This window comes from Aeromonas simiae (assembly GCF_014892695.1).
GTDB classification, from domain to species: Bacteria; Pseudomonadota; Gammaproteobacteria; order Enterobacterales; family Aeromonadaceae; genus Aeromonas; species Aeromonas simiae.
In genome coordinates, this window is record NZ_CP040449.1 from 3,139,253 (window position 1) to 3,156,248 (window position 16,996).

Consider the following 16,996-nt stretch of genomic DNA (forward strand, 5'->3'; position numbering starts at 1 on the left):
TCTCTCCAGCAAGATGCGGGAATAATCCCAATTAAAACGATTCAGCCAGTCGCTGTTTCAGTTGCAGCACGCACTGCTTGTGCAACTGACATACTCTGGACTCAGTCAACCCCAGCACTAACGCAATCTCTTTCATATTGAGTTCGTGCTGGTAATAGAGTGAAAGCAGCAGCTGCTCCCGAGACTCCAGGCTGGACAACACCTTGCTCATTGTCATGGCGAGTTCGCCGTGATCGCTTTCGCTAGCAGGCATGTGCCCCCCTTCCTCCAGCCACTCCTCCAGACTGTGCAGCGCCTCTGCCTGTCCGGCGTAAGCCAGTTGGCGGACCTCCTCCAGCGGGCAACCGATGGCCTCGGCCAGCTCCCGCTCGCTGGGGGTACGTCCCAACGTGGCCTGCAAGTCGCGATTCTGCTGGTTAAAGGCGTGCACCTGCTGGCGCAACTGACGTGGACGCCAGTCCAGCCGGCGCAGCTCATCGAGCATGGCGCCCCGGATCCGCTTGAAGGCATAGCTTTCAAACTGCTCATCCAGTTCACCGCCATAACGGCGCCAAGCCTCAAGCAGCCCCATCAGTCCGACTTGCTCCATATCGTCGCGGTCAAACCCCGCACTCACCTGACTGCGCAGGTGGCTTGCGACACGCTTCACCAACGGAAGATAACGTTGCAGCACTTCGGCCTCCCCCTCACGACGGAGGGGGGATTCATAACTAGATATTTCCATACACCACCTACTGCACGACGACCTTGGTGATCAGTAATTCGTCCAGAACCGGGTCATAGCCATATCCTTGCAATGTGGTCACCAGCTTGGCTAACAGCGCCTTTTGCAGCGCCCCCACATCTTGCAGCTCTTTGCGCACTGCCTCGTTACTCCGGTTGCTGAAATACTGCACCAATGCGTTACGCATCAGCGGCTCGTATTCATCCAGCTGTTCCAGCTGATCTGGGCGATGCGTCACCAGCACAGACTCCATGACCAGGTAATAGGTGGTGTCTTCGCTATCGAGGCTGATCACAAACTTGTCGAGGGGTTTGAACAGCGGGGTTTTACTCAATTCAACCAGCGGAACACTTAAGCCGAGCATGACTGAGATCTTGTCGCGCATCATGTAGACGCCGCCGAGGGTCAACCCGGCCACCACCAAGACGCCGACAATCACCATCAGAATTCGCTTCATCGTTTACACCTTCACTTCAAAATTAAACCAAGGCATCAAGCCAACTTGTTCCTTCCGCATCGTGTTGTGGCTCATCCCAAAGCCCTCGACGCCCAGCCAGGATGGTGTCGCGGGTTGCCTGCTCCTGCTGCCGCCCCTCACGCCCCTCCTGCCCGACATTCACTTCAACGCCACCGCTGTGATGCGGAGCCAACGCCATCCGCAACCGCTCCATGGATTGAATCAAGGCTTCACGAATGGCCGGATTGGCTGCATTGAGCTGCACCGTCAGCTTGTCCCCATCCATGCGCACACTCAGCTCAAGCCTCCCCAGATCAGGCGGGTCAAGCCGGATATGCGCCTGCTTTACCTGCTGGTTAACCTGCAAATCCACCTTGTCGCGCAGCGCTTCAACCAGTTGCTGCCCCCATTGCGCCGCGGAGTCATCGAGACGAACAGGCGCCCATTGAAACTCATTCTGGCGCGATAGCACCTGAGCCGGCGCGGTTCCGCTCATGGCAGAGACATCCTGCAACTCGCTGGCTTGCGTGAGCACAACGCCCGCCTCCCCACCACGCTGTCCCAACTGACCCAGCGCCACACGCACTGCATCCGGCAAGGGCGACGTCGTCACAAGCTTGGCCTGCATAGGCTTTTCATTCACTGAACCAGATGACGATGGCTCTGCTTGTGCCACCACTGGGGTTGACTGGGGAGTGCGTCGCACCTCCTCCTGCTGCGGTAATGTCGTCGCCATCTTCAAAGGCAGCTCTTCCACCATGTGGTGATGTCGCACAGGGGCCTGCTCTTCCTGTACCGGCTCCGGCATCTGGGGTACGCCAGACACAGGAAGCTCGGGTTGCGGCTCTTGCTCGCTCTGCGGCTGCTCACCGTCCGGCAACACGTCAAGCTCATCGTCCTGTATCAACAAGGCAAAGGAGGCATCTTGATCCCCCTGCCCTTGGATAGGCGTCTCTTGTAAATCGAACAGCACACCACTCAGTGACTGGATGACATTCATATTCCAACTCTTCCTTATCGGTGAGCGCGTCGTTAGCGAGAAGACCAAACCCGCTCACCCGTTGTATCGCACGATAGCCAGGCCAAAAATCCAGAAAGGGGAAGCCACTCTTCCGCAAGGAATATCGATCACGCCATCTGCTGCCCGATCGTTTCCCATCCTTCACGCAACTCTTCGATAAGCCGACGAACCTCGCTCACCCCCTCCCGCTGATAGCTGACACTCACCTCAAACAGGCGCTGCCCGCAGTAGTCATAGAGGCGGTGCAAGTCGAGCGCCAGCGCACCTCCCTGAGCCATATTCAGCGCACTATCAAGACCCCCGAGGATCTCGAGACAGCGCGCAATAGAGTGCCCCTTTCGCTCCAGGCTACGGGCGATCAAATGCCCCTCTGCTCTTGCCAATTCATCCAGTAACCCATTGATCAACATCAGAACTAGCTGATGGGGGTTCGCACTTGCGGCGTTGGCATGAATGGCGGCCTGTTGATAGGCAGAGATGGCTTCATCACGTTCGAACATGGTGTATCGCTCATAACCTCATTGATCTCTGACGCTCGGCCAGAGCTCGTCTCAGATGACATGGTCACCGCCTCAGACAAGCCAACTGACGGCCTCTCTTCACGCGGTGATGAACTCGTTTCTGACCGTCGGCGGCGCCAATAGGGCGCCCATTTTTCTACCTCTGCACCTGACCGAGGTGAGCCATCCGGGAGTGATCACTCATTAGTCAATGCAAAGGCCATGCCACCTAGATAATCAGGCTGAAAACCCCATAAAACTAGGCGCTTACCATGAAATATTGCGAGAAATGCAGATGAAAAGTGCGCAAAGCAGAGTGGACGTGAACGATACAGCTGAGCAGCTGCCGCAGACAGGCCACCCCTCTATCGGAGCGCAATGGAGGAAGAGATCCACAAGAAAAAAGGCGCCGACATGGCGCCTTAACTGGCAGAGCCCGCCGTTTGCCGCGACGCAACCAGCGGTGATGAAAAAGAAGGGTCGTTAGGTCAGCAGCGCCACCACGGTCTGGCGGGAGACGTTGGCCTGCGCCAGCAGGCCCGACATAGCACCGGCAAAGCCACCGCTATTGAGGGTTTCGCTCAAGCGTGACTGCAACTGCTCCACATCCTGGCTCGTCGTGACTTGCGTGCGGGCACGCACCTTCTCCAGCTGCGACAGCACGTTCTGGCGATACTGCTTGAGCTTGCGAACCGATTGCTCAATCTCGTTCAGTAGTTGATGGACCCGTTTCTGCTCCTGGCGCAGCTCACCGCGAGCCAACCCATCTTCAATGCGGCTCAGCACGCCTTCACGCTGACTGAGGCGAACAGGGATCGGATTACCGGCCGGCATCCGGATCCCTTCGCCACGCAGCAGCACTGGCTCGTCGAGCTTACGCCTCAGCTCTTCGGGCAAGCTGAACTCAAGCGAGCCTTTGCCATCCCGCTTGACTTGGATCTTCTCCCCCAGCAAGGCGGTGTTGAGGCGCCGCAATACCTCTTCTTCACTCGCATTGGCAGGAAATTGCACTTCCACAGAGCTGCCGCTGACCGGAAAGGAGAGCAAGATCCGCTCTGATTCACTACGTGGCGTTAATAGATCAATCTTATCAAGACGATAGTGAGCCAGTTGGGGAGCTGACCCTTGCAGTAAACGCGGCTGCAACTCACGGGTCAGCGGACGGTTATCACCGCTGATCTTCTCCTCAAGCTGTTGCAGGCGACCATTGAGCTCCAAGGCCTTGTTTTGTTGCCGGCCTAGCTGGGGCTCCAGCCGCTTGAGTTCGTTCCACGCCACCCCGAGAGCCTGCTCGCTACTCTGGGCCGAAGAGATACGTTGCTGGGTCGTGCCAATAAGCACCCAACGTTCAAAACGATTGAGGTCAGGCTGTCGCTCACGACTCTGGTTACGAGCACTCTTGCTCGCCTTACCGGAGGAGACACCTTGTGACGCGGGAGTCTGACCAGCTTCGCCTACCTTACCGAGGCGGGTGGATTGGATCTGCATGCATCCCCTTACTTAGGGCATATAGTTGAACAGGCTAAGAGAGTTTATCTTGGAAAAAGATTGCTGCTGCAGTTGAAGGACCATCAGAACACTATATTGGCGAGTCACCGCATCGGCGTAGTCAAGCGACTCGATCTCGTTGCTCACTTCCTGGCTATAGAGGTTCATCTCTGAATGCGCATTATCAAGCTGATCCAGCAGATTTACCTTGGCACCGATACGGCTGATCATCGAGGAGACATCATCCAACACCTCGAGTGAACGATCCAGCAGCGCCCCCGCAGCCTCACTCACATCAGAATCAGGATCTTCGAGCAGAATAATAAACTCATCGAGCTGTTTAAAGAAGTCGCCGCCGTTGAGAAACAGCTTATCGGCCCCTTCATTCAGTGACACCGTGACCCCGTTGCCCACGACCACTTCCCGCGCGAGATCATCGCCCTGGTAGATGTAATTACCATCTTCATCCTTAACCAGCGCGGGTTTATCCACCTGGCTACCGGCAAACAGGCTAGAGCCCGATTCATTGCGCGCATTGGCCAAATCGAAGAGACCATCACGCAGACTGCTCAGCTCGGCAATAATACCGGCCCGATCGCCCGCACTCACGGAACCGTTTGCTGCACTCTGGGTCAATTCACGTACCCGCTGCAACATATCCACCATGGTATCGAGCTGGGTCTCAGCTTGAGCCAACTGATTCTGGGCGTTGAAAATATTCTTTTGATATTGAGCAATGGCAGCCTGTTCCCGCTGCAAGCCAATCAACTGAACACTACCAATCACATCATCAGAGGGTTGCAAAATTCGCTTGCCAGTCGCGATTTGCTGGGCAAGCCGACCATATTCAGAGTACCCATTCTGTAGGTTACTCAGCATGCTGTTTTGAATTTGTGCAGTACTAATGCGCATGATTTTCTCCTCAGAACATCCCCAATACGGTGCTTAACAGTTGATCGGCGGTGCTGATCACCTTGGCATTAGCCTGATAGGCCTTGGTGTACGTCATCAGCTTGATCCCTTCCTCATCGACGTTCACACCGCTGACACTGCTGACCTGATCGGTCGCCAGCGCCTCCATCTGGGCATTGGCATTCAGGTCCGACTTAGCCTGGCTGCTTCTGATCGCCAACCGACCCAACAGATTGGTATAGGCGTCATACTGGCTGTCTTTGATCGTCAACATTTCCTGCAAATTCCGGTTATCACCAGCGCCGCCATCACTGCTGGCAAAGGCCAGATCGCTGCCCGTGAAGCCATCGGCAATACGCAACGAACCCGCCGGATTCGCCGGGTCATACACAAACATGGGCTTACCTGGGTTGCCATTGAGATCGAGGCCACCCTCTTGCTTGGCATTGAAGTCATCGGCAAACTTGACGGCAATCTCCCCCAGCTCATCACGCAGTGGGCGCACCACCTCATCGCGGTAGTCAATCAGACCGCCGATCGACCCCTGTCCAAACGAGCTGACGCCCATCGTCTGGGTGCCAAACGTCAGGGAAAGCTCGTCACCATTGCGCTTCAATTCGCTGCAAGAAGAGCCCAGTACCAGTGGTTGCCCTTGCGGCAGGCTGAGGTCGTAATCCCCATTCGGCTGCGTGGTAACCCTCACTTCCATCAGGCTGGAGAGCTCGCGCACCGCCTCATCCCGGCGATCTTCAAGCTCGGAGGTATTCCCCCCTCTCGCGGACACTTCTCTGATTTGCGCGTTGAGATCCGCGACCTGCTGCATATAGCTGTTGGCCTGATTGATCGAACTGTCGAGGTGCTCCTCGAGTTGTCGCTCCTGCGTCACCAGATTGCTATCTAGCATATGAAAACGATTGGCCAGCGCATTGGCCGAACTAATCACCTGATCACGCGGGGCGCTGGTCTCGGGGCTATCCACGGCGGCATTCAGTGCGGCGAAGAACCCATCCAGACCACCGGTTAATCCCATCGATTCACTGCCGAAAACCTGTTCGGTGGTATTGATGTATTGGTGATAGGAGTTGGAGTAACCCAGTGAGGAGGTGGCTCGCCACTGCTGGTTCAACAGATAGCTGTCGCTGATACGGCGCACGCCAGTGACCTCAACCCCCAGACCATTATCCAGGCGGCCAAAACCAGAGAGGCTGCCAAATTGAGCCTCCTGGCGTGAATAACCAATCGTGTTGGCATTGGCGATATTTTGTCCCACCACGTTGAGCGCGATTTGGGACGAGTTCAGACCGGAGAAGCCAATATTTATCAGGGAACTCATGATTCATTCCTCACGGGGTGAGTCAACGGCTGCTGCAAGGCAGCCACAGGTTCCTCATTTGGAGCGACCACTTGTGCCGAATTCTTTAATCCGGTATCAAGTTGACGCACCATCTGTTCGGCGATGCCAAACCCACCTCGCTTGACGAGACTCATCGACAGCTGGCTGTCATACATGTCCCGGTACAGCTCATTTCCCCGGATCAGCTTATCTTCGTCATCTTGCAGTGCGTCAGATGCCGCACGCATATGCTTGAGCACGCTCTGCAGGAAGTTGACCTCAAACTGGTTCGCCACCGTTTCAAGTGCTGCCCGTTGATCCGGGTTCGCCTTGATCTTCTGCAGCTCACCCACATCCTGATAAAAAGTTGGCTCATGGGCCGTAATACGCGTCATTTAGATCACCACCAGTTCACCGTCGAGGGCGCCAGCTTCGTCCAGCGCCTGCAATATGGCCATTATGTCGTCCGGAGTAGCGCCGAGTGAGTTGATGGCGTTGACGATCACTTCCAGCGAAGTGCCGTCCGGCCAGACAAACATGTTATTGCGCTCTCTATCTACTTGTACTTTGGAGTTGGGTGTCGTGGTCGTCTTCCCGTTCGAGAAGGCGTTGGGCTGGCTGACACTCTGGCTCTCAGAGATGGTCACCGTCAGGTTGCCGTGACTCACGGCCGCCTTGTGCACCTTGATATCGCTTCCCATCACCACGGTGCCGGTACGGCTGTTAAACACCACCCTGGGTCGGTCACGCCCCATGTCGACACGGATGTCTTCGAGCAGGGCCATGAAGGAAATGCGCTGGCTCTCGCCACGGGGGGCTTGCAGTTCAATCCGTCCAGCGCTCACGGCCTTGGCAACCGGCCCCATCTCATGGTTGATGGCGCGTTCCACATTACGGGCCGTCTTAAAGTTGGGTTGATGCAGGTTGAGGATGACTTCGGGGTGGCTGCCAAAATTGGTGGGGGCCTCCCGCTCAATGATGGCCCCGTTGGGGATGAGGCCAGCCGTCGGGATGTTGATCGTGACCGAGGAGCCAGACTGCCCTTCGGCCTTCATGCCACCGACCACCAGATTGCCCTGGGCGACGGCGTACACCTCACCATCGATCCCCCGCAGCGGCGTCATCAGCAGGGAGCCGCCACGCAGGCTCTTGGCGTCACCGATGGAGGTCACGGTGACATCCACGGTCAACCCCTTGCCGGCCAGTGCCGGCAAGCTCGCCTGTACCGATACGGCGGCCACGTTCTTGAGCTTGGGGTCCAGATCGTCCGGTAACTGCACCCCAAACTGCTTGAGCATGTTGGTCATCGACTGACCGGTAAATTTGACCTGGTTGCGATCGCCCGTCCCCGAGAGACCGACCACCAGACCATATCCCACCAGCTGATTGGAGCGGATCCCTTGCACATCCGCGATATCAAACAGGGCGCGCGAACGCGCCGCGGGCGCTGAGGCAGGCGCCGCCTCGGTCAACAGAGGCAGCAGCAAGCAGCAGAGAAATAACCAATTGCGCATCAAAAACCTCACAGGGGGGCGAGAGCCGAGTTGAAGAGACGGCTCAGCCAGCCCATCTGGTTGGCATCCGCTAAGGCACCACGACCGGCATAGGTAATGCGGGCGTCAGCGATACGTTGTGACGAGATGCGGTTGCTCTGATCGATGTCTTCTACCCGCACCATGCCCCCCAGGCGGACATACTCATCCCCTTGGTTGAGCCGGATCCACTTCTCACCACGGATGGCCAAGATGCCATTGGGCATCACTTCAGACACGGTGACGGTGATGGCCCCCGAGAGGGTATTTTGCTGGCTGGAGGTGGCGGCACCGCTGAAATCCCGCTGAGTCGAATAGTCACCACTGAGATCCTTGAGCACCTTATTGCCAAAGGTCGGGATCGGCACATTCATGCTGCTGTTCTTGCCGGTGGTGGTATTGGCTTTCTTGCTCGACTGGGTACGCTCTTCCAGCATCACGGTGAGGATGTCGCCGACCCGATAGGCTCGGCGATCCTGGAACAGGGTCATCATGTAGTTCCCCTGATAGAGGCTCCCATCCTCACCCCGGGTCGGCGGAGGCAAGACCGGCTTGGACGGCGTCCACTCCGACTCGCCCGGCTCTGGCGGGACCAGCTCATAGGTCGCACAACCGGCCAGTACACACGCCAGCCCCAGTATTAAGGTTCGCAATATCGTCATGACTCAGATCGCCTGGGTCAGGAACTTGAGCATCTGGTCGGCCGCAGAGACCACCTTGGCGTTCATCTCGTAGGCACGCTGGGTGCTGATCATGTCGACCATCTCCTCCACCACGTTGACGTTGGAGGCTTCCAGTGTGTACTGCTTGAGGGTGCCAATCCCATCTTCACCCGCCACCCCTTCCTGCGCCTCTCCGGAAGCACCGGTCGCGCGGTAGATGTTCCCCCCCAGCGCCTCAAGGCCGGCCGGGTTGGTGAAGTTGGTCAGGGTGATACGACCCAACTCGACGTTCTCCTGCTGGCCAGGCACGGTGGCGCTGACGGTGCCGTCGGTGCCGACCGCAATCCGGAGCGCATTCTCAGGGATCTCGATTTGCGGCACCATCGGCAACCCATCGGCATTCACCAGCAAGCCCTCGGCGCTGCGATGCCACTGGCCGTTACGGGTATAGCCCGTCTCACCATCGGGCATTTCAACCCCAAAAAAGCCGGCACCGACGATGGCCATGTCCATCTCTTGCTCGGTGGTTTGGAAGTTACCCGTCGTGAAGACCTTCTGGGTACCCACCACCCGCACCCCATTACCGATCTGAATACCGGTCGGGGACTCGTTCTGCTGATCCTGCTGGGCGCCCGGCTGACGCTGCACCTGATAGAAGAGATCTTCAAAGGCGATCCGGTCACGTTTGAACGCCACCGTGTTAACGTTGGCCAGGTTGTTAGAGATGGTGGCCATCTTGGCATCTTGTGCCGCCAGCCCCGTCTTACTTACCCAAAGTGCTGCATGCATGATTCATTACTCCGCGTGGGCCAAGGCTTAGCCTTGGCCAGAAATCAATTTGGCCCCCTGTCGGGCCTGCTCATCGGCGGTCTTCATCAGACGCACCTGCAACTCGAAGTTGCGGCTCAACGCCATGGTGTTGATCAGCTCATCCACGGCGCTGACATTGGAGCCCTCGAGGAAACCGGACGCCACCACCACCTCTTCGCTGGCATCGGCCTCTTCCCCATCACGCATCCGAAACAGGCCATCCAACCCCTTGGTTAACTCACCCGCTTCAGGATTGATCAACTTAAGCCGCCCCACTTCCAAGACGGCCCCTCCTCCCTGAGGCGTCACACTGATGACGCCGTCGTTGCCGATGCTGAGGTTGCGATAAGGCGGGAGCACCAGCTCCCCCCCATCACCGAGGACAGGGAGGCCATTGAGGGTGAGCTGGCCTTCACTATCGACCTCAAAATTACCGGCACGGGTATAGGCTTCGTTACCATCGACAGTCTGCACCGTGAAGAAACCCTTACCCCGTACCGCCACATCCAGGGTCCGCCCGGTCTGCATCAGGGCGCCGGCCTGAAAATTGGAGCCGGCCTTCTGCTCGCTTGCCAACACCCGGGTCGGATGGCCATCGCCAGAAAGGGCGTAGGAGGTGACCCGTTCAAAGTCAGCCCGAAACCCCGCCGTGTTGACATTGGCCAGGTTGTTAGCGCGGATTTGTTGGGCCATCAGCGTGTGCTGGGCCCCCGACATGGCGGTATAGATTAATTTTTCCACGGTTCAGCCTTAGAGGGTGTTAAACAGCACCTGAGACATCTGGTTCGCCGCGCTGATGGTCTTGGCGTTGGCTTGATAGTTGCGCTGCGCTGTCATCAGGTTGACCAGTTCACCGGTGAGATCCACGTTGGAGCTTTCATAGGCACCGGCCGTCAGGCTCCCGAGGGCGCCGCTACCCGGCACGCCGATCACCGGCTGGCCGGAGCTGAAGCTCTGCTGCCAGGTGGTGCCATCCGTCTGGAGCAGACCGTTGGGGTTGGTAAAGCCCGCCATCACCACTTGCCCTTGCAGCAAGGTCTGACCGTTGGTGTATTGCGCATAGACACAACCATCCGTGTCCACACTCAGACCGGTCATTTCACCCGAGGTGTAGCCATCAGACTGGTTGCGGCTGACGTTAAAGTCAGAGGCGTACTGAGTAACCCGGGTGACGTTGACGGTCAGCTCGATGGGATCGGCACCGGAAGGACTCAAATTGAGCACCGGATTGCTGGTCGGAGTCGCCATGCTGCCATCGGTGTTAAAGGTCATCGCCATCACCGAGTCCATCTCCTCACCATCGAAGCTGGCATGCACTTCCCATTCGTTATCGCCCGTCTTGACGAAGTACTGAGTCAGGGTGTGCTCCACACCGAGCGAATCATAGACCTTGCTCGACTGGGAGAAGTTGAAGCTGGAGGCGTCGCTGGGGCTGAAGGGATTCTCAGCGGTATCGATGGCCGCCGCATCCGCCTTGAGGTTGGCATTGAAGTCCAGCTCAGTGGAGGCCTTGGCCGGCAAGTTGGCAGAGTTCACCTGCAAATCACCCACAACACCGGACTGCAAGGTGCCGTCGTCATTCACGTTGTAACCTTGCAGGCGATCGCCCGACGGGGTGACCAGGTAGTTATTCGCATCCCGCTGGAACATGCCGGCACGGGTATAGGACTCTTGACCGTCCGCGCCTTTGAGCACGAAGAAACCACTGCCAGAAATGGCCAGATCCAGGGCTCGCCCCGTGCTGGTCACGTCGCCATTGCGATCGAAGTTTTGCGAGGCATTGGTCATCTCAACACCGCCAGCCTGACCGCCGCTGTACAGGGCAGCAAACTCCGCACGGCTCGACTTGAAGCCGGCCGTGTTCACATTGGCAATATTGTTACTGATGACCCCAAGCTCCTGGTTTACAGAGCGCAGACCACTGAGTCCGATATTGAATGACATTCCGATTTCCTTGACTTAATTAATTCGCCTGTCCGAATTCGACAGCGCTATAAAGGGATACGTCCTCACTGAGGCCGGTGACATGGAGCATGATCGAGCCATCGCCAGGCAGGCTGACTCGCTCGACCGTGCTCGCCGTGTAGTTCTTGGGTTGTACCGCCAGGGAATCACTGCTGGCTTTAACCTCGAAGGTGTATTTACCGGGGGGCAGCTCATCCAGCTCGTAGTCGATGATGCCGGCCGCCGTTTCGCCCCACTCTTTGGTTTGTACGGCCTGACCAAACTCGTCATATACGGTGAGCGTGAGATCCGTCGCGTCGCCCGGCAGTTCAATCTGGCCACGCAGCGCCTTGTCTTCATCCAGCGTGATGGTCTCGACGGGAACCATGACCTCTTTGCCCACCAGGGTGGTGCTCTGCAACACCTGTTGGGTGTCCATCATGGCCAGCGAGCGCAGCTGCAATACCTTCAGGTTTTCCACCCCTTCCACCATGCTGAACTGGGCCAGCTGGGTGACATACTGGGTGGCGTCGAGAGGGTTGGTCGGATCCTGGTTCTGGATCTGGGCCACCATCATCTGTAAAAACTCATCGCGCAGCGCCACACCACCATTGTTGTTGGTGCTGCCGCTGGTCGCCGTGGCGGTGGCCGCCCGGTTGGTGCTGGCGTTGTCAGTGGCGTTGGCGGCAATCGCGCTATCGGTGCGCTGGCTGTTGCTACGGGCGGTATCCAGCGTACTCAGTGGAGCCAAACTCATGTTGTTTATCCTTGTCCAAGGCGCAACAGCCCCTGCTGCATGCTGCTAATTCGGTTCATGACTTCGACCGAGGTCTCGAAGTTGCGCGAGGCGCTCATCATGTCGGCCATCTCTTCCACCGTATTGACGTTGGAGAGGTAGACGAACCCTTGTTCGTCGGAGAGCGGGTTATCCGGCTCTAGGCGCTTCTCTACCGCACGGTCCGATTGGACGACACCGGAGATGGACACCTCGGCGGCGCCCAAGCCCCCTGCCTCCTGCACCCGCTTATAGACGGTGGTGAAGACGGGTTTGAGGGCACGGAAAGCCTCTTCCTCACTGCCCGCCATGCTGTCTACATTGGCCAGGTTAGAAGCCACGGTATCCAGCCGTACCGTCTGGGCTCGCATGGCGCTGCCTGCGATGTCATAAATACGATTAAATGACATGATTAACGGCCCTCGATCGCCTTGGCGATACCGGTGATTTTCATGTTGAGGAAGGCCAGCGTGGTTTGGTATTCCATCGCGTTATTGGCAAACTTCCCCTGCTCGACCCCCAGTTCTGCGGTGTTACCGTCCAGAGAGGGTTGCTCCGGCACACGGTACAGAGGGTGATCCAGCTCGCTCATCGAGACGCTGCCGGATTGGCGGCTCGTCTCGACCTGGCTGGCAACCCGGGACAGAATGCTCTTGTAGTCCACATCACGGGCCAGATAGCCGGGGGTATCTACGTTAGCCAAGTTACCTGCGAGGATGCGCGCCCGTTCGGTGCGCAGCTCAAGTGCATAGGGATGTATCCCCAGTGCGCGATCAAATGAGATACTCATCATTCGTCCTGTCATATGCTATGGACAGGCTTTAATCAAAAGTCATGCCAGTTAGTATTTATCCTTAATAATCAACAAAATAATAAGGATGGAGCTGATCGGGCTGCTGGAATTGATCGTTTAACCCCGAATAAACAAGCCAAAGAGGAAGTCATGTTTCCCATGAGGAAATCACTCCCGTGGTTGCTTGCCCAACTGCTGCTCTGCCCCCCAACACATGCCACGTTGCAGCAGCAACTCGAGGAGGATGCCCGCCAGACGCTGGAGCACTACGCGGCCAACCAAGGTTGGCAGGACGTTGAAGCCGAGTATCGCGTCTGGCTGGCCCCCGCCGGCACCGGACTTCCCCCCTGCCAGCAGCCACCGGAGCTGATCGCCGGCGGCCAACACCGGGAACCGTTCGGGCGCCGCCCCTACTTGATCCGCTGCCCACAGCCGGCGTGGGAGCTGCGGGGGCGCGTCGATGTCAGTGTGTGGCTCACCGTCTGGAGCGCCGCGCGCAACATTGAGCGCGGCCATCAGATTGGTGCGGCGGATGTGATGGGAAAACAGGTGGAAGTCAGCCGCATCCATCGCAGCATCATTCCCCATTCACGCGACTTATTGGGGGCCACCACGACGCGCCGGATGCGGGCGGGCCAGCTCATCGGCGAGCATGATCTGCAAGTGAAGCTGGTGGTGAACAAAGGCGACGAGGTGCTCATTCGCGCCGGGACTGGCGGCCTGAGCGCCTCCATGCGCGGCGAGGCGTTACAAGGGGGGCAACGCGGTGATGCGATTCGCGTCCGTAACCTCTCATCGGGCAAAGAGATCCAGGCCTGGATTAGCGGCCCAGGGGAGGTTGAGACCCGATTCTGACCCAATGTTAAAGTTATTGTTTTAACTGGTCGTTGATAGCTGATAGGCCCACAGGAATGACAGACATCATTATGAAAATTCAACGCACCGATGCCTCCCTGCTGCAATCGGCCCAATCGCGCCGTCAGGAAGCAGCCGCGATGACCGCATCGGCACAAACCCCCGCTCCGGCCCAGGCTGACATCAGCGTGCAGGCACAGGGACTGGAACAGGCTCATCAACGCATGCAGGAACTGTCTGACGTGGATATGGACAAGGTGGAACAAATCAGCCGCGCGCTGGCCGAAGGCACCTTAGAGCTGGATATGGACGCGCTTGGCCGCGCCATCATTGAGATGCACTGCCGATGAACAAGCGTCGCCAATATCTGCAATCTCTGGTTCAGGGCGTCCAACAAGACGTTGGGCGCTATCAACAGCTCAGCGTGCAGCTTGATGAGCAATACCTGTTGCTCGGTCAGCATGACGTGGAAGGGTTGAACCGTTTCAATCTCAATCACACCGAGCTGATGAAAGAGATCCAGCAACAGGCGCAGACGCGCAGCCAGCAGCTCAATGCGCTCGGCTTTGATCCCAACGAGCGGGGAATGGCGCGTCTGATCGAGCAGTTGCCCGACCCGATCCAGGCCCGCTTCTCACCCCTGTGGTTGCGGCTGGAAAATCTGCTGCTGCAATGCAAGCAGAAGAACGAGCGCAATGGACAGCTCCTTGCCAGCCAGGTTGAGACGATTCGTCGACTGCTGGGGCAGACGCCGAGCTATGGCGAGTCATCCCTTGGAATTTAATAAAAAGCGCCGCGTCGCCAGTTCATCCAGCTGGCGCTGAGCCAGACTCTCTGCTTTGTGCTGCGCCTCGGTATCGCGACGAGCCACCACCTGTTGCAAGCCTTTGACCCTGCCAAACTCCCGCCGAAGTTGAGTCTCATGATGGGCAAGATCCAGCTGGGCCAGCGCACTTTGCTGCTGTTGGCTCTCGACCAGATGTTGCACCTGTTGCCCCATCCTTAATTGGTTTTGCAGCAACAAAGAGTGGTAACGCTCGGGACGGCGCTGTAACCGCTCCTGCAACTCTTGCAAACTCCTGACCCTTTGCGCTTCTTTGTCCGCCTGTTCGCGTAAACGCAGACGCTCTTTACCAAGGTCATTGAGTCGTTGCTGCTGCAATGTCAGGTAACGCTTTAGCATGGCCCTACCGCTCGCTTCATCTCTTCCAACACACTCCCCAGCGGGGAGGCCTCATGAATGCCTTGTTGCAGCATGGCGGCAATCTGGGGGTAACAGCGCACCGCCTCATCCATCTGTGGATCCGCCCCAGCCTGATAGCCACCGAGCGGCAGCAGCTCGCGCACCTGCTGATAACGCCCCCACAACTGCCGCAGCTGTACGGCCTGCTTATGCCACTCAGGCGACACAATCTGGGTCATCACCCGGCTCACTGAGGCGCCGATATCGATCGCCGGATAGTGGCCCTCTTCTGCCAGGCGGCGGGTCAACACTATGTGGCCATCCAGGATGGCGCGCGCAGAATCCACCACGGGATCTTGCTGATCATCCCCTTCGGCCAGCACGGTATAAAACGCGCTCAGGCTGCCTTCGGGATGTTCACCGTTACCGGCGCGCTCAACCAGCTGGGTCAGCAAGCTAAACACCGAAGGGGGGTAACCGCGCGTGGCCGGCGGCTCACCGATGGCCAGCGCAATCTCCCGCTGTGCCTGGGCATAACGGGTCAACGAATCCATCAGCAGCAACACGTCCTGCCCGCTGTCACGGAAATACTCGGCGATACGGTGGCAGAGCTGGGCAGCCCGCAAGCGCATCAGGGGGGACTGGTCGGCCGGGGCGGCAATGACCACAGAACGGGCCAGGCCCTCCGCCCCCAGACTATGTTCGATAAATTCGCGCACCTCACGTCCCCGCTCGCCGATGAGACCCACCACCACGATCTGGGCGGTCGTGTTACGCGTCATCATGCCGAGCAGCATACTCTTGCCCACCCCTGAGCCTGCAAACAGGCCAAGGCGTTGCCCCTTCCCGACCGTCAGCAACCCGTTGATCGAGCGCACGCCGACATCGAGCGGCTCACTGACCGGTGTACGAAGCAAAGGGTTGGGGGGGGGTGTTAAACAGGGCCACTTTTTCGCCAGCCGGCTCAAGAGGGCGGCCATCCAGTGGCTGCAATGTGCCGTCAAGCACTCGGCCGAGCAGATGCGTGCCAATGTGCAGCATCTCCTCACCGTCGATCGGCAACACCCGGGCTCCCGCGTACAAGCCACTCATCGGTTGCAACGGCATCAAGAAGGCTATATCGCGATTAAAGCCGACGACTTCGGCCATCAGCGGCTGTCCCGAGGCCGACTCGACCTGGCAGCGCTGGCCGATCACCAGCTGGCACCCCACGACCTCCAGCGTCAGCCCTGTGACGCGAACCAGCCGGCCATAGCGACGAAAGGTCGGGGCGCCCTGCGGCTCCTGTGAGAGGCTTTCCAGCGCCTGTTGCAGGCGCTCATGCATGATCACTTACCAAAATTTGTTCCACCTCTCCCAGACAGGCGGTGAGACGCTCCTCGGTGCGAGCCTCAATCACGGCTGCACTGCTCTCGATCCGGCAATCACCCACCCCCAGTTCGCTGTCGGCCTTCAGTGGCCAGCCCTGGCAGTCGTGCATGCCCAGCTCGGCGAGTCGCTTCCAGTCACCTTCGTTCAGGTAGATGGTGATCGCCTCTTGCTGGGGCGGCAGGTTCGTCAATGCCTGCTCCACCTGCTGCAAGATCTGGGTGGGATTGAGGGTGTATTCGGCCTGGATCACCCGACGGGCGACCTGTGCCACCACCTGAGCCAGCAGCTCTTTTTGCTCTCTCAGGCGTTGCTGGGTGAGCGATCCCCACTGCTCCTGCAAGGCGGTGAAAGGGCGCTGCGCCTCTTCGAAGCGAGCGCTGCCCTGAACACGACCCTCTTCGAGCCCCATCCGGTAGCCCTCGTCATGCCCCTGCCGCACCCCTTCTTGGTGTCCACTCTGACGGCCCTGTTGCAGGCCATCCTGATAACCTTGTTCGACCCCTTGCTCGACCCCCTGACGGTAGCCAAATTCAAACTGAGCCTGCTCTCCTTGTTCATCCCCCTGACCAAGCAGGGGGGGAAAACGGTAGAGCCGAGTCGCTCCGGGCGCCATTTTGCGCAACTTGCTACTCATTC

Annotated in this window: 21 protein-coding genes and 1 pseudogene; 3 read left to right on the forward strand and 19 right to left on the reverse strand. The window is 58.2% G+C overall.

The genetic code is table 11. The annotated features are described in order from the left end of the window. Positions 1–31: 31 nt before the first annotated feature. The 16 genes from lafS to flgB form a co-directional block, all read right to left on the reverse strand. Entirely contained in the window at positions 32–724 is a 693-nt protein-coding gene (lafS, locus tag FE240_RS14955) for a lateral flagellar system RNA polymerase sigma factor LafS (protein WP_193002033.1), read from the reverse strand. A 7-nt stretch (positions 725–731) separates the two neighbouring features. Further along, a complete protein-coding gene (locus FE240_RS14960) occupies positions 732–1,181 on the reverse strand; it encodes a flagellar basal body-associated FliL family protein (RefSeq protein ID WP_193002035.1) in 450 nt (149 codons plus the stop codon). A 22-nt stretch (positions 1,182–1,203) separates the two neighbouring features. After that, the gene (locus FE240_RS19055) at positions 1,204–2,181 is read right to left on the reverse strand and encodes a flagellar hook-length control protein FliK (RefSeq protein WP_193002038.1); all 978 of its coding nucleotides are present in this window, start codon (positions 2,179–2,181) and stop codon (positions 1,204–1,206) included. A 128-nt stretch (positions 2,182–2,309) separates the two neighbouring features. Continuing rightward, a complete protein-coding gene (fliS, locus tag FE240_RS14970; RefSeq protein ID WP_193002041.1) occupies positions 2,310–2,702 on the reverse strand; it encodes a flagellar export chaperone FliS in 393 nt (130 codons plus the stop codon). Between the two features lie 483 nt (positions 2,703–3,185). Next, positions 3,186–4,190, reverse strand: a complete 1,005-nt coding sequence (locus FE240_RS14975; protein WP_193002044.1) for a hypothetical protein — start codon at positions 4,188–4,190, stop codon at positions 3,186–3,188. A gap of 12 nt (positions 4,191–4,202) precedes the next feature. After that, positions 4,203–5,102: a flagellar hook-associated protein FlgL gene (flgL, locus tag FE240_RS14980; RefSeq protein WP_193002047.1), complete on the reverse strand. Its 900-nt coding sequence runs from the start codon at positions 5,100–5,102 to the stop codon at positions 4,203–4,205. 10 nt (positions 5,103–5,112) lie between these two features. Next, the gene (gene flgK, locus FE240_RS14985) at positions 5,113–6,435 is read right to left on the reverse strand and encodes a flagellar hook-associated protein FlgK (protein WP_193002049.1); all 1,323 of its coding nucleotides are present in this window, start codon (positions 6,433–6,435) and stop codon (positions 5,113–5,115) included. After that, positions 6,432–6,830, reverse strand: a complete 399-nt coding sequence (locus tag FE240_RS14990; RefSeq protein WP_193002052.1) for a rod-binding protein — start codon at positions 6,828–6,830, stop codon at positions 6,432–6,434. The genes flgK and FE240_RS14990 overlap by 4 nt, the downstream gene beginning before the upstream one ends. Then, on the reverse strand, positions 6,831–7,949 hold the full coding sequence (fgIL, locus tag FE240_RS14995; protein WP_193002055.1) for a lateral flagellar basal body P-ring FlgIL: 1,119 nt from the start codon (positions 7,947–7,949) through the stop codon (positions 6,831–6,833). Between the two features lie 8 nt (positions 7,950–7,957). Beyond that, positions 7,958–8,629 (reverse strand): flagellar basal body L-ring protein FlgH, encoded by a 672-nt coding sequence (flgH, locus tag FE240_RS15000; RefSeq protein ID WP_404800033.1) that lies wholly within the window; start codon positions 8,627–8,629, stop codon positions 7,958–7,960. 3 nt (positions 8,630–8,632) lie between these two features. After that, entirely contained in the window at positions 8,633–9,418 is a 786-nt protein-coding gene (lfgG, locus tag FE240_RS15005; protein ID WP_193002058.1) for a lateral flagellar basal-body rod protein LfgG, read from the reverse strand. A gap of 27 nt (positions 9,419–9,445) precedes the next feature. Then, positions 9,446–10,180, reverse strand: a complete 735-nt coding sequence (gene lfgF, locus FE240_RS15010; RefSeq protein WP_165821710.1) for a lateral flagellar basal-body rod protein LfgF — start codon at positions 10,178–10,180, stop codon at positions 9,446–9,448. Between the two features lie 9 nt (positions 10,181–10,189). Beyond that, positions 10,190–11,383 (reverse strand): flagellar hook protein FlgE, encoded by a 1,194-nt coding sequence (gene flgE, locus FE240_RS15015; protein ID WP_193002061.1) that lies wholly within the window; start codon positions 11,381–11,383, stop codon positions 10,190–10,192. A gap of 19 nt (positions 11,384–11,402) precedes the next feature. Continuing rightward, entirely contained in the window at positions 11,403–12,140 is a 738-nt protein-coding gene (locus tag FE240_RS15020) for a flagellar hook assembly protein FlgD (protein WP_193002063.1), read from the reverse strand. Positions 12,141–12,145: 5 nt separating this feature from the next. Then, the gene (gene flgCL / locus FE240_RS15025) at positions 12,146–12,568 is read right to left on the reverse strand and encodes a lateral flagellar basal body rod protein FlgCL (RefSeq protein ID WP_193002065.1); all 423 of its coding nucleotides are present in this window, start codon (positions 12,566–12,568) and stop codon (positions 12,146–12,148) included. 2 nt (positions 12,569–12,570) lie between these two features. Then, positions 12,571–12,948, reverse strand: coding sequence for a flagellar basal body rod protein FlgB (flgB, locus tag FE240_RS15030; protein ID WP_193002068.1), 378 nt, complete (start codon positions 12,946–12,948; stop codon positions 12,571–12,573). A 162-nt stretch (positions 12,949–13,110) separates the two neighbouring features. Between flgB and flgA the strand changes: the two genes are divergently transcribed. The 3 genes from flgA to flgN all read left to right on the forward strand — a co-directional run bounded on the left by flgA (position 13,111) and on the right by flgN (position 14,590). Beyond that, a complete protein-coding gene (gene flgA, locus FE240_RS15035; RefSeq protein WP_193002071.1) occupies positions 13,111–13,806 on the forward strand; it encodes a flagellar basal body P-ring formation chaperone FlgA in 696 nt (231 codons plus the stop codon). A gap of 71 nt (positions 13,807–13,877) precedes the next feature. Beyond that, complete coding sequence (gene flgM, locus FE240_RS15040; RefSeq protein WP_193002075.1) at positions 13,878–14,156, forward strand: flagellar biosynthesis anti-sigma factor FlgM; 279 nt, start codon at positions 13,878–13,880, stop codon at positions 14,154–14,156. Further along, on the forward strand, positions 14,153–14,590 hold the full coding sequence (flgN, locus tag FE240_RS15045; protein ID WP_226798843.1) for a flagellar export chaperone FlgN: 438 nt from the start codon (positions 14,153–14,155) through the stop codon (positions 14,588–14,590). Before flgM ends, flgN begins: the two co-directional genes overlap by 4 nt. Here flgN and FE240_RS15050 read toward each other — a convergent pair. The 3 genes and pseudogenes from FE240_RS15050 to FE240_RS15060 form a co-directional block, all read right to left on the reverse strand. Continuing rightward, positions 14,573–14,989 carry a flagellar FliJ family protein gene (locus FE240_RS15050; RefSeq protein WP_193002078.1) on the reverse strand — a complete coding sequence of 139 codons (417 nt, stop codon included), beginning with the start codon at positions 14,987–14,989 and terminating at the stop codon, positions 14,573–14,575. The two genes, flgN and FE240_RS15050, sit on opposite strands and share 18 nt — an antisense overlap. Beyond that, positions 14,983–16,315, reverse strand: a pseudogene (lfiI, locus tag FE240_RS15055) (lateral flagellar FliI-like assembly ATPase LfiI). The gene FE240_RS15050 and the pseudogene lfiI overlap by 7 nt, the downstream one beginning before the upstream one ends. After that, positions 16,308–16,994, reverse strand: coding sequence for a FliH/SctL family protein (locus FE240_RS15060; protein WP_193002081.1), 687 nt, complete (start codon positions 16,992–16,994; stop codon positions 16,308–16,310). Before FE240_RS15060 ends, lfiI begins: the two are co-directional and overlap by 8 nt. Positions 16,995–16,996 lie beyond the last annotated feature (2 nt).

Bases quoted from the DNA above. Each gene is read 5' to 3' on its own strand.
- flgM (WP_193002075.1), top strand. From the start codon at position 13,878: ATGAAAATTCAACGCACCGATGCCTCCCTGCTGCAATCGGCCCAATCG.
- flgCL (WP_193002065.1), bottom strand. From the start codon at position 12,568: ATGTCATTTAATCGTATTTATGACATCGCAGGCAGCGCCATGCGAGCC.
- FE240_RS14975 (WP_193002044.1), bottom strand. From the start codon at position 4,190: ATGCAGATCCAATCCACCCGCCTCGGTAAGGTAGGCGAAGCTGGTCAG.
- FE240_RS15060 (WP_193002081.1), bottom strand. From the start codon at position 16,994: ATGAGTAGCAAGTTGCGCAAAATGGCGCCCGGAGCGACTCGGCTCTAC.
- lfgG (WP_193002058.1), bottom strand. From the start codon at position 9,418: ATGCATGCAGCACTTTGGGTAAGTAAGACGGGGCTGGCGGCACAAGAT.
- flgB (WP_193002068.1), bottom strand. From the start codon at position 12,948: ATGAGTATCTCATTTGATCGCGCACTGGGGATACATCCCTATGCACTT.
- FE240_RS15050 (WP_193002078.1), bottom strand. From the start codon at position 14,989: ATGCTAAAGCGTTACCTGACATTGCAGCAGCAACGACTCAATGACCTT.
- FE240_RS14960 (WP_193002035.1), bottom strand. From the start codon at position 1,181: ATGAAGCGAATTCTGATGGTGATTGTCGGCGTCTTGGTGGTGGCCGGG.
- flgN (WP_226798843.1), top strand. From the start codon at position 14,153: ATGAACAAGCGTCGCCAATATCTGCAATCTCTGGTTCAGGGCGTCCAA.
- FE240_RS15020 (WP_193002063.1), bottom strand. From the start codon at position 12,140: ATGAGTTTGGCTCCACTGAGTACGCTGGATACCGCCCGTAGCAACAGC.
- flgL (WP_193002047.1), bottom strand. From the start codon at position 5,102: ATGCGCATTAGTACTGCACAAATTCAAAACAGCATGCTGAGTAACCTA.
- FE240_RS19055 (WP_193002038.1), bottom strand. From the start codon at position 2,181: ATGAATGTCATCCAGTCACTGAGTGGTGTGCTGTTCGATTTACAAGAG.
- flgA (WP_193002071.1), top strand. From the start codon at position 13,111: ATGAGGAAATCACTCCCGTGGTTGCTTGCCCAACTGCTGCTCTGCCCC.
- fliS (WP_193002041.1), bottom strand. From the start codon at position 2,702: ATGTTCGAACGTGATGAAGCCATCTCTGCCTATCAACAGGCCGCCATT.
- FE240_RS14990 (WP_193002052.1), bottom strand. From the start codon at position 6,830: ATGACGCGTATTACGGCCCATGAGCCAACTTTTTATCAGGATGTGGGT.
- flgH (WP_404800033.1), bottom strand. From the start codon at position 8,629: ATGACGATATTGCGAACCTTAATACTGGGGCTGGCGTGTGTACTGGCC.
- flgE (WP_193002061.1), bottom strand. From the start codon at position 11,383: ATGTCATTCAATATCGGACTCAGTGGTCTGCGCTCTGTAAACCAGGAG.
- lafS (WP_193002033.1), bottom strand. From the start codon at position 724: ATGGAAATATCTAGTTATGAATCCCCCCTCCGTCGTGAGGGGGAGGCC.
- fgIL (WP_193002055.1), bottom strand. From the start codon at position 7,949: ATGCGCAATTGGTTATTTCTCTGCTGCTTGCTGCTGCCTCTGTTGACC.
- flgK (WP_193002049.1), bottom strand. From the start codon at position 6,435: ATGAGTTCCCTGATAAATATTGGCTTCTCCGGTCTGAACTCGTCCCAA.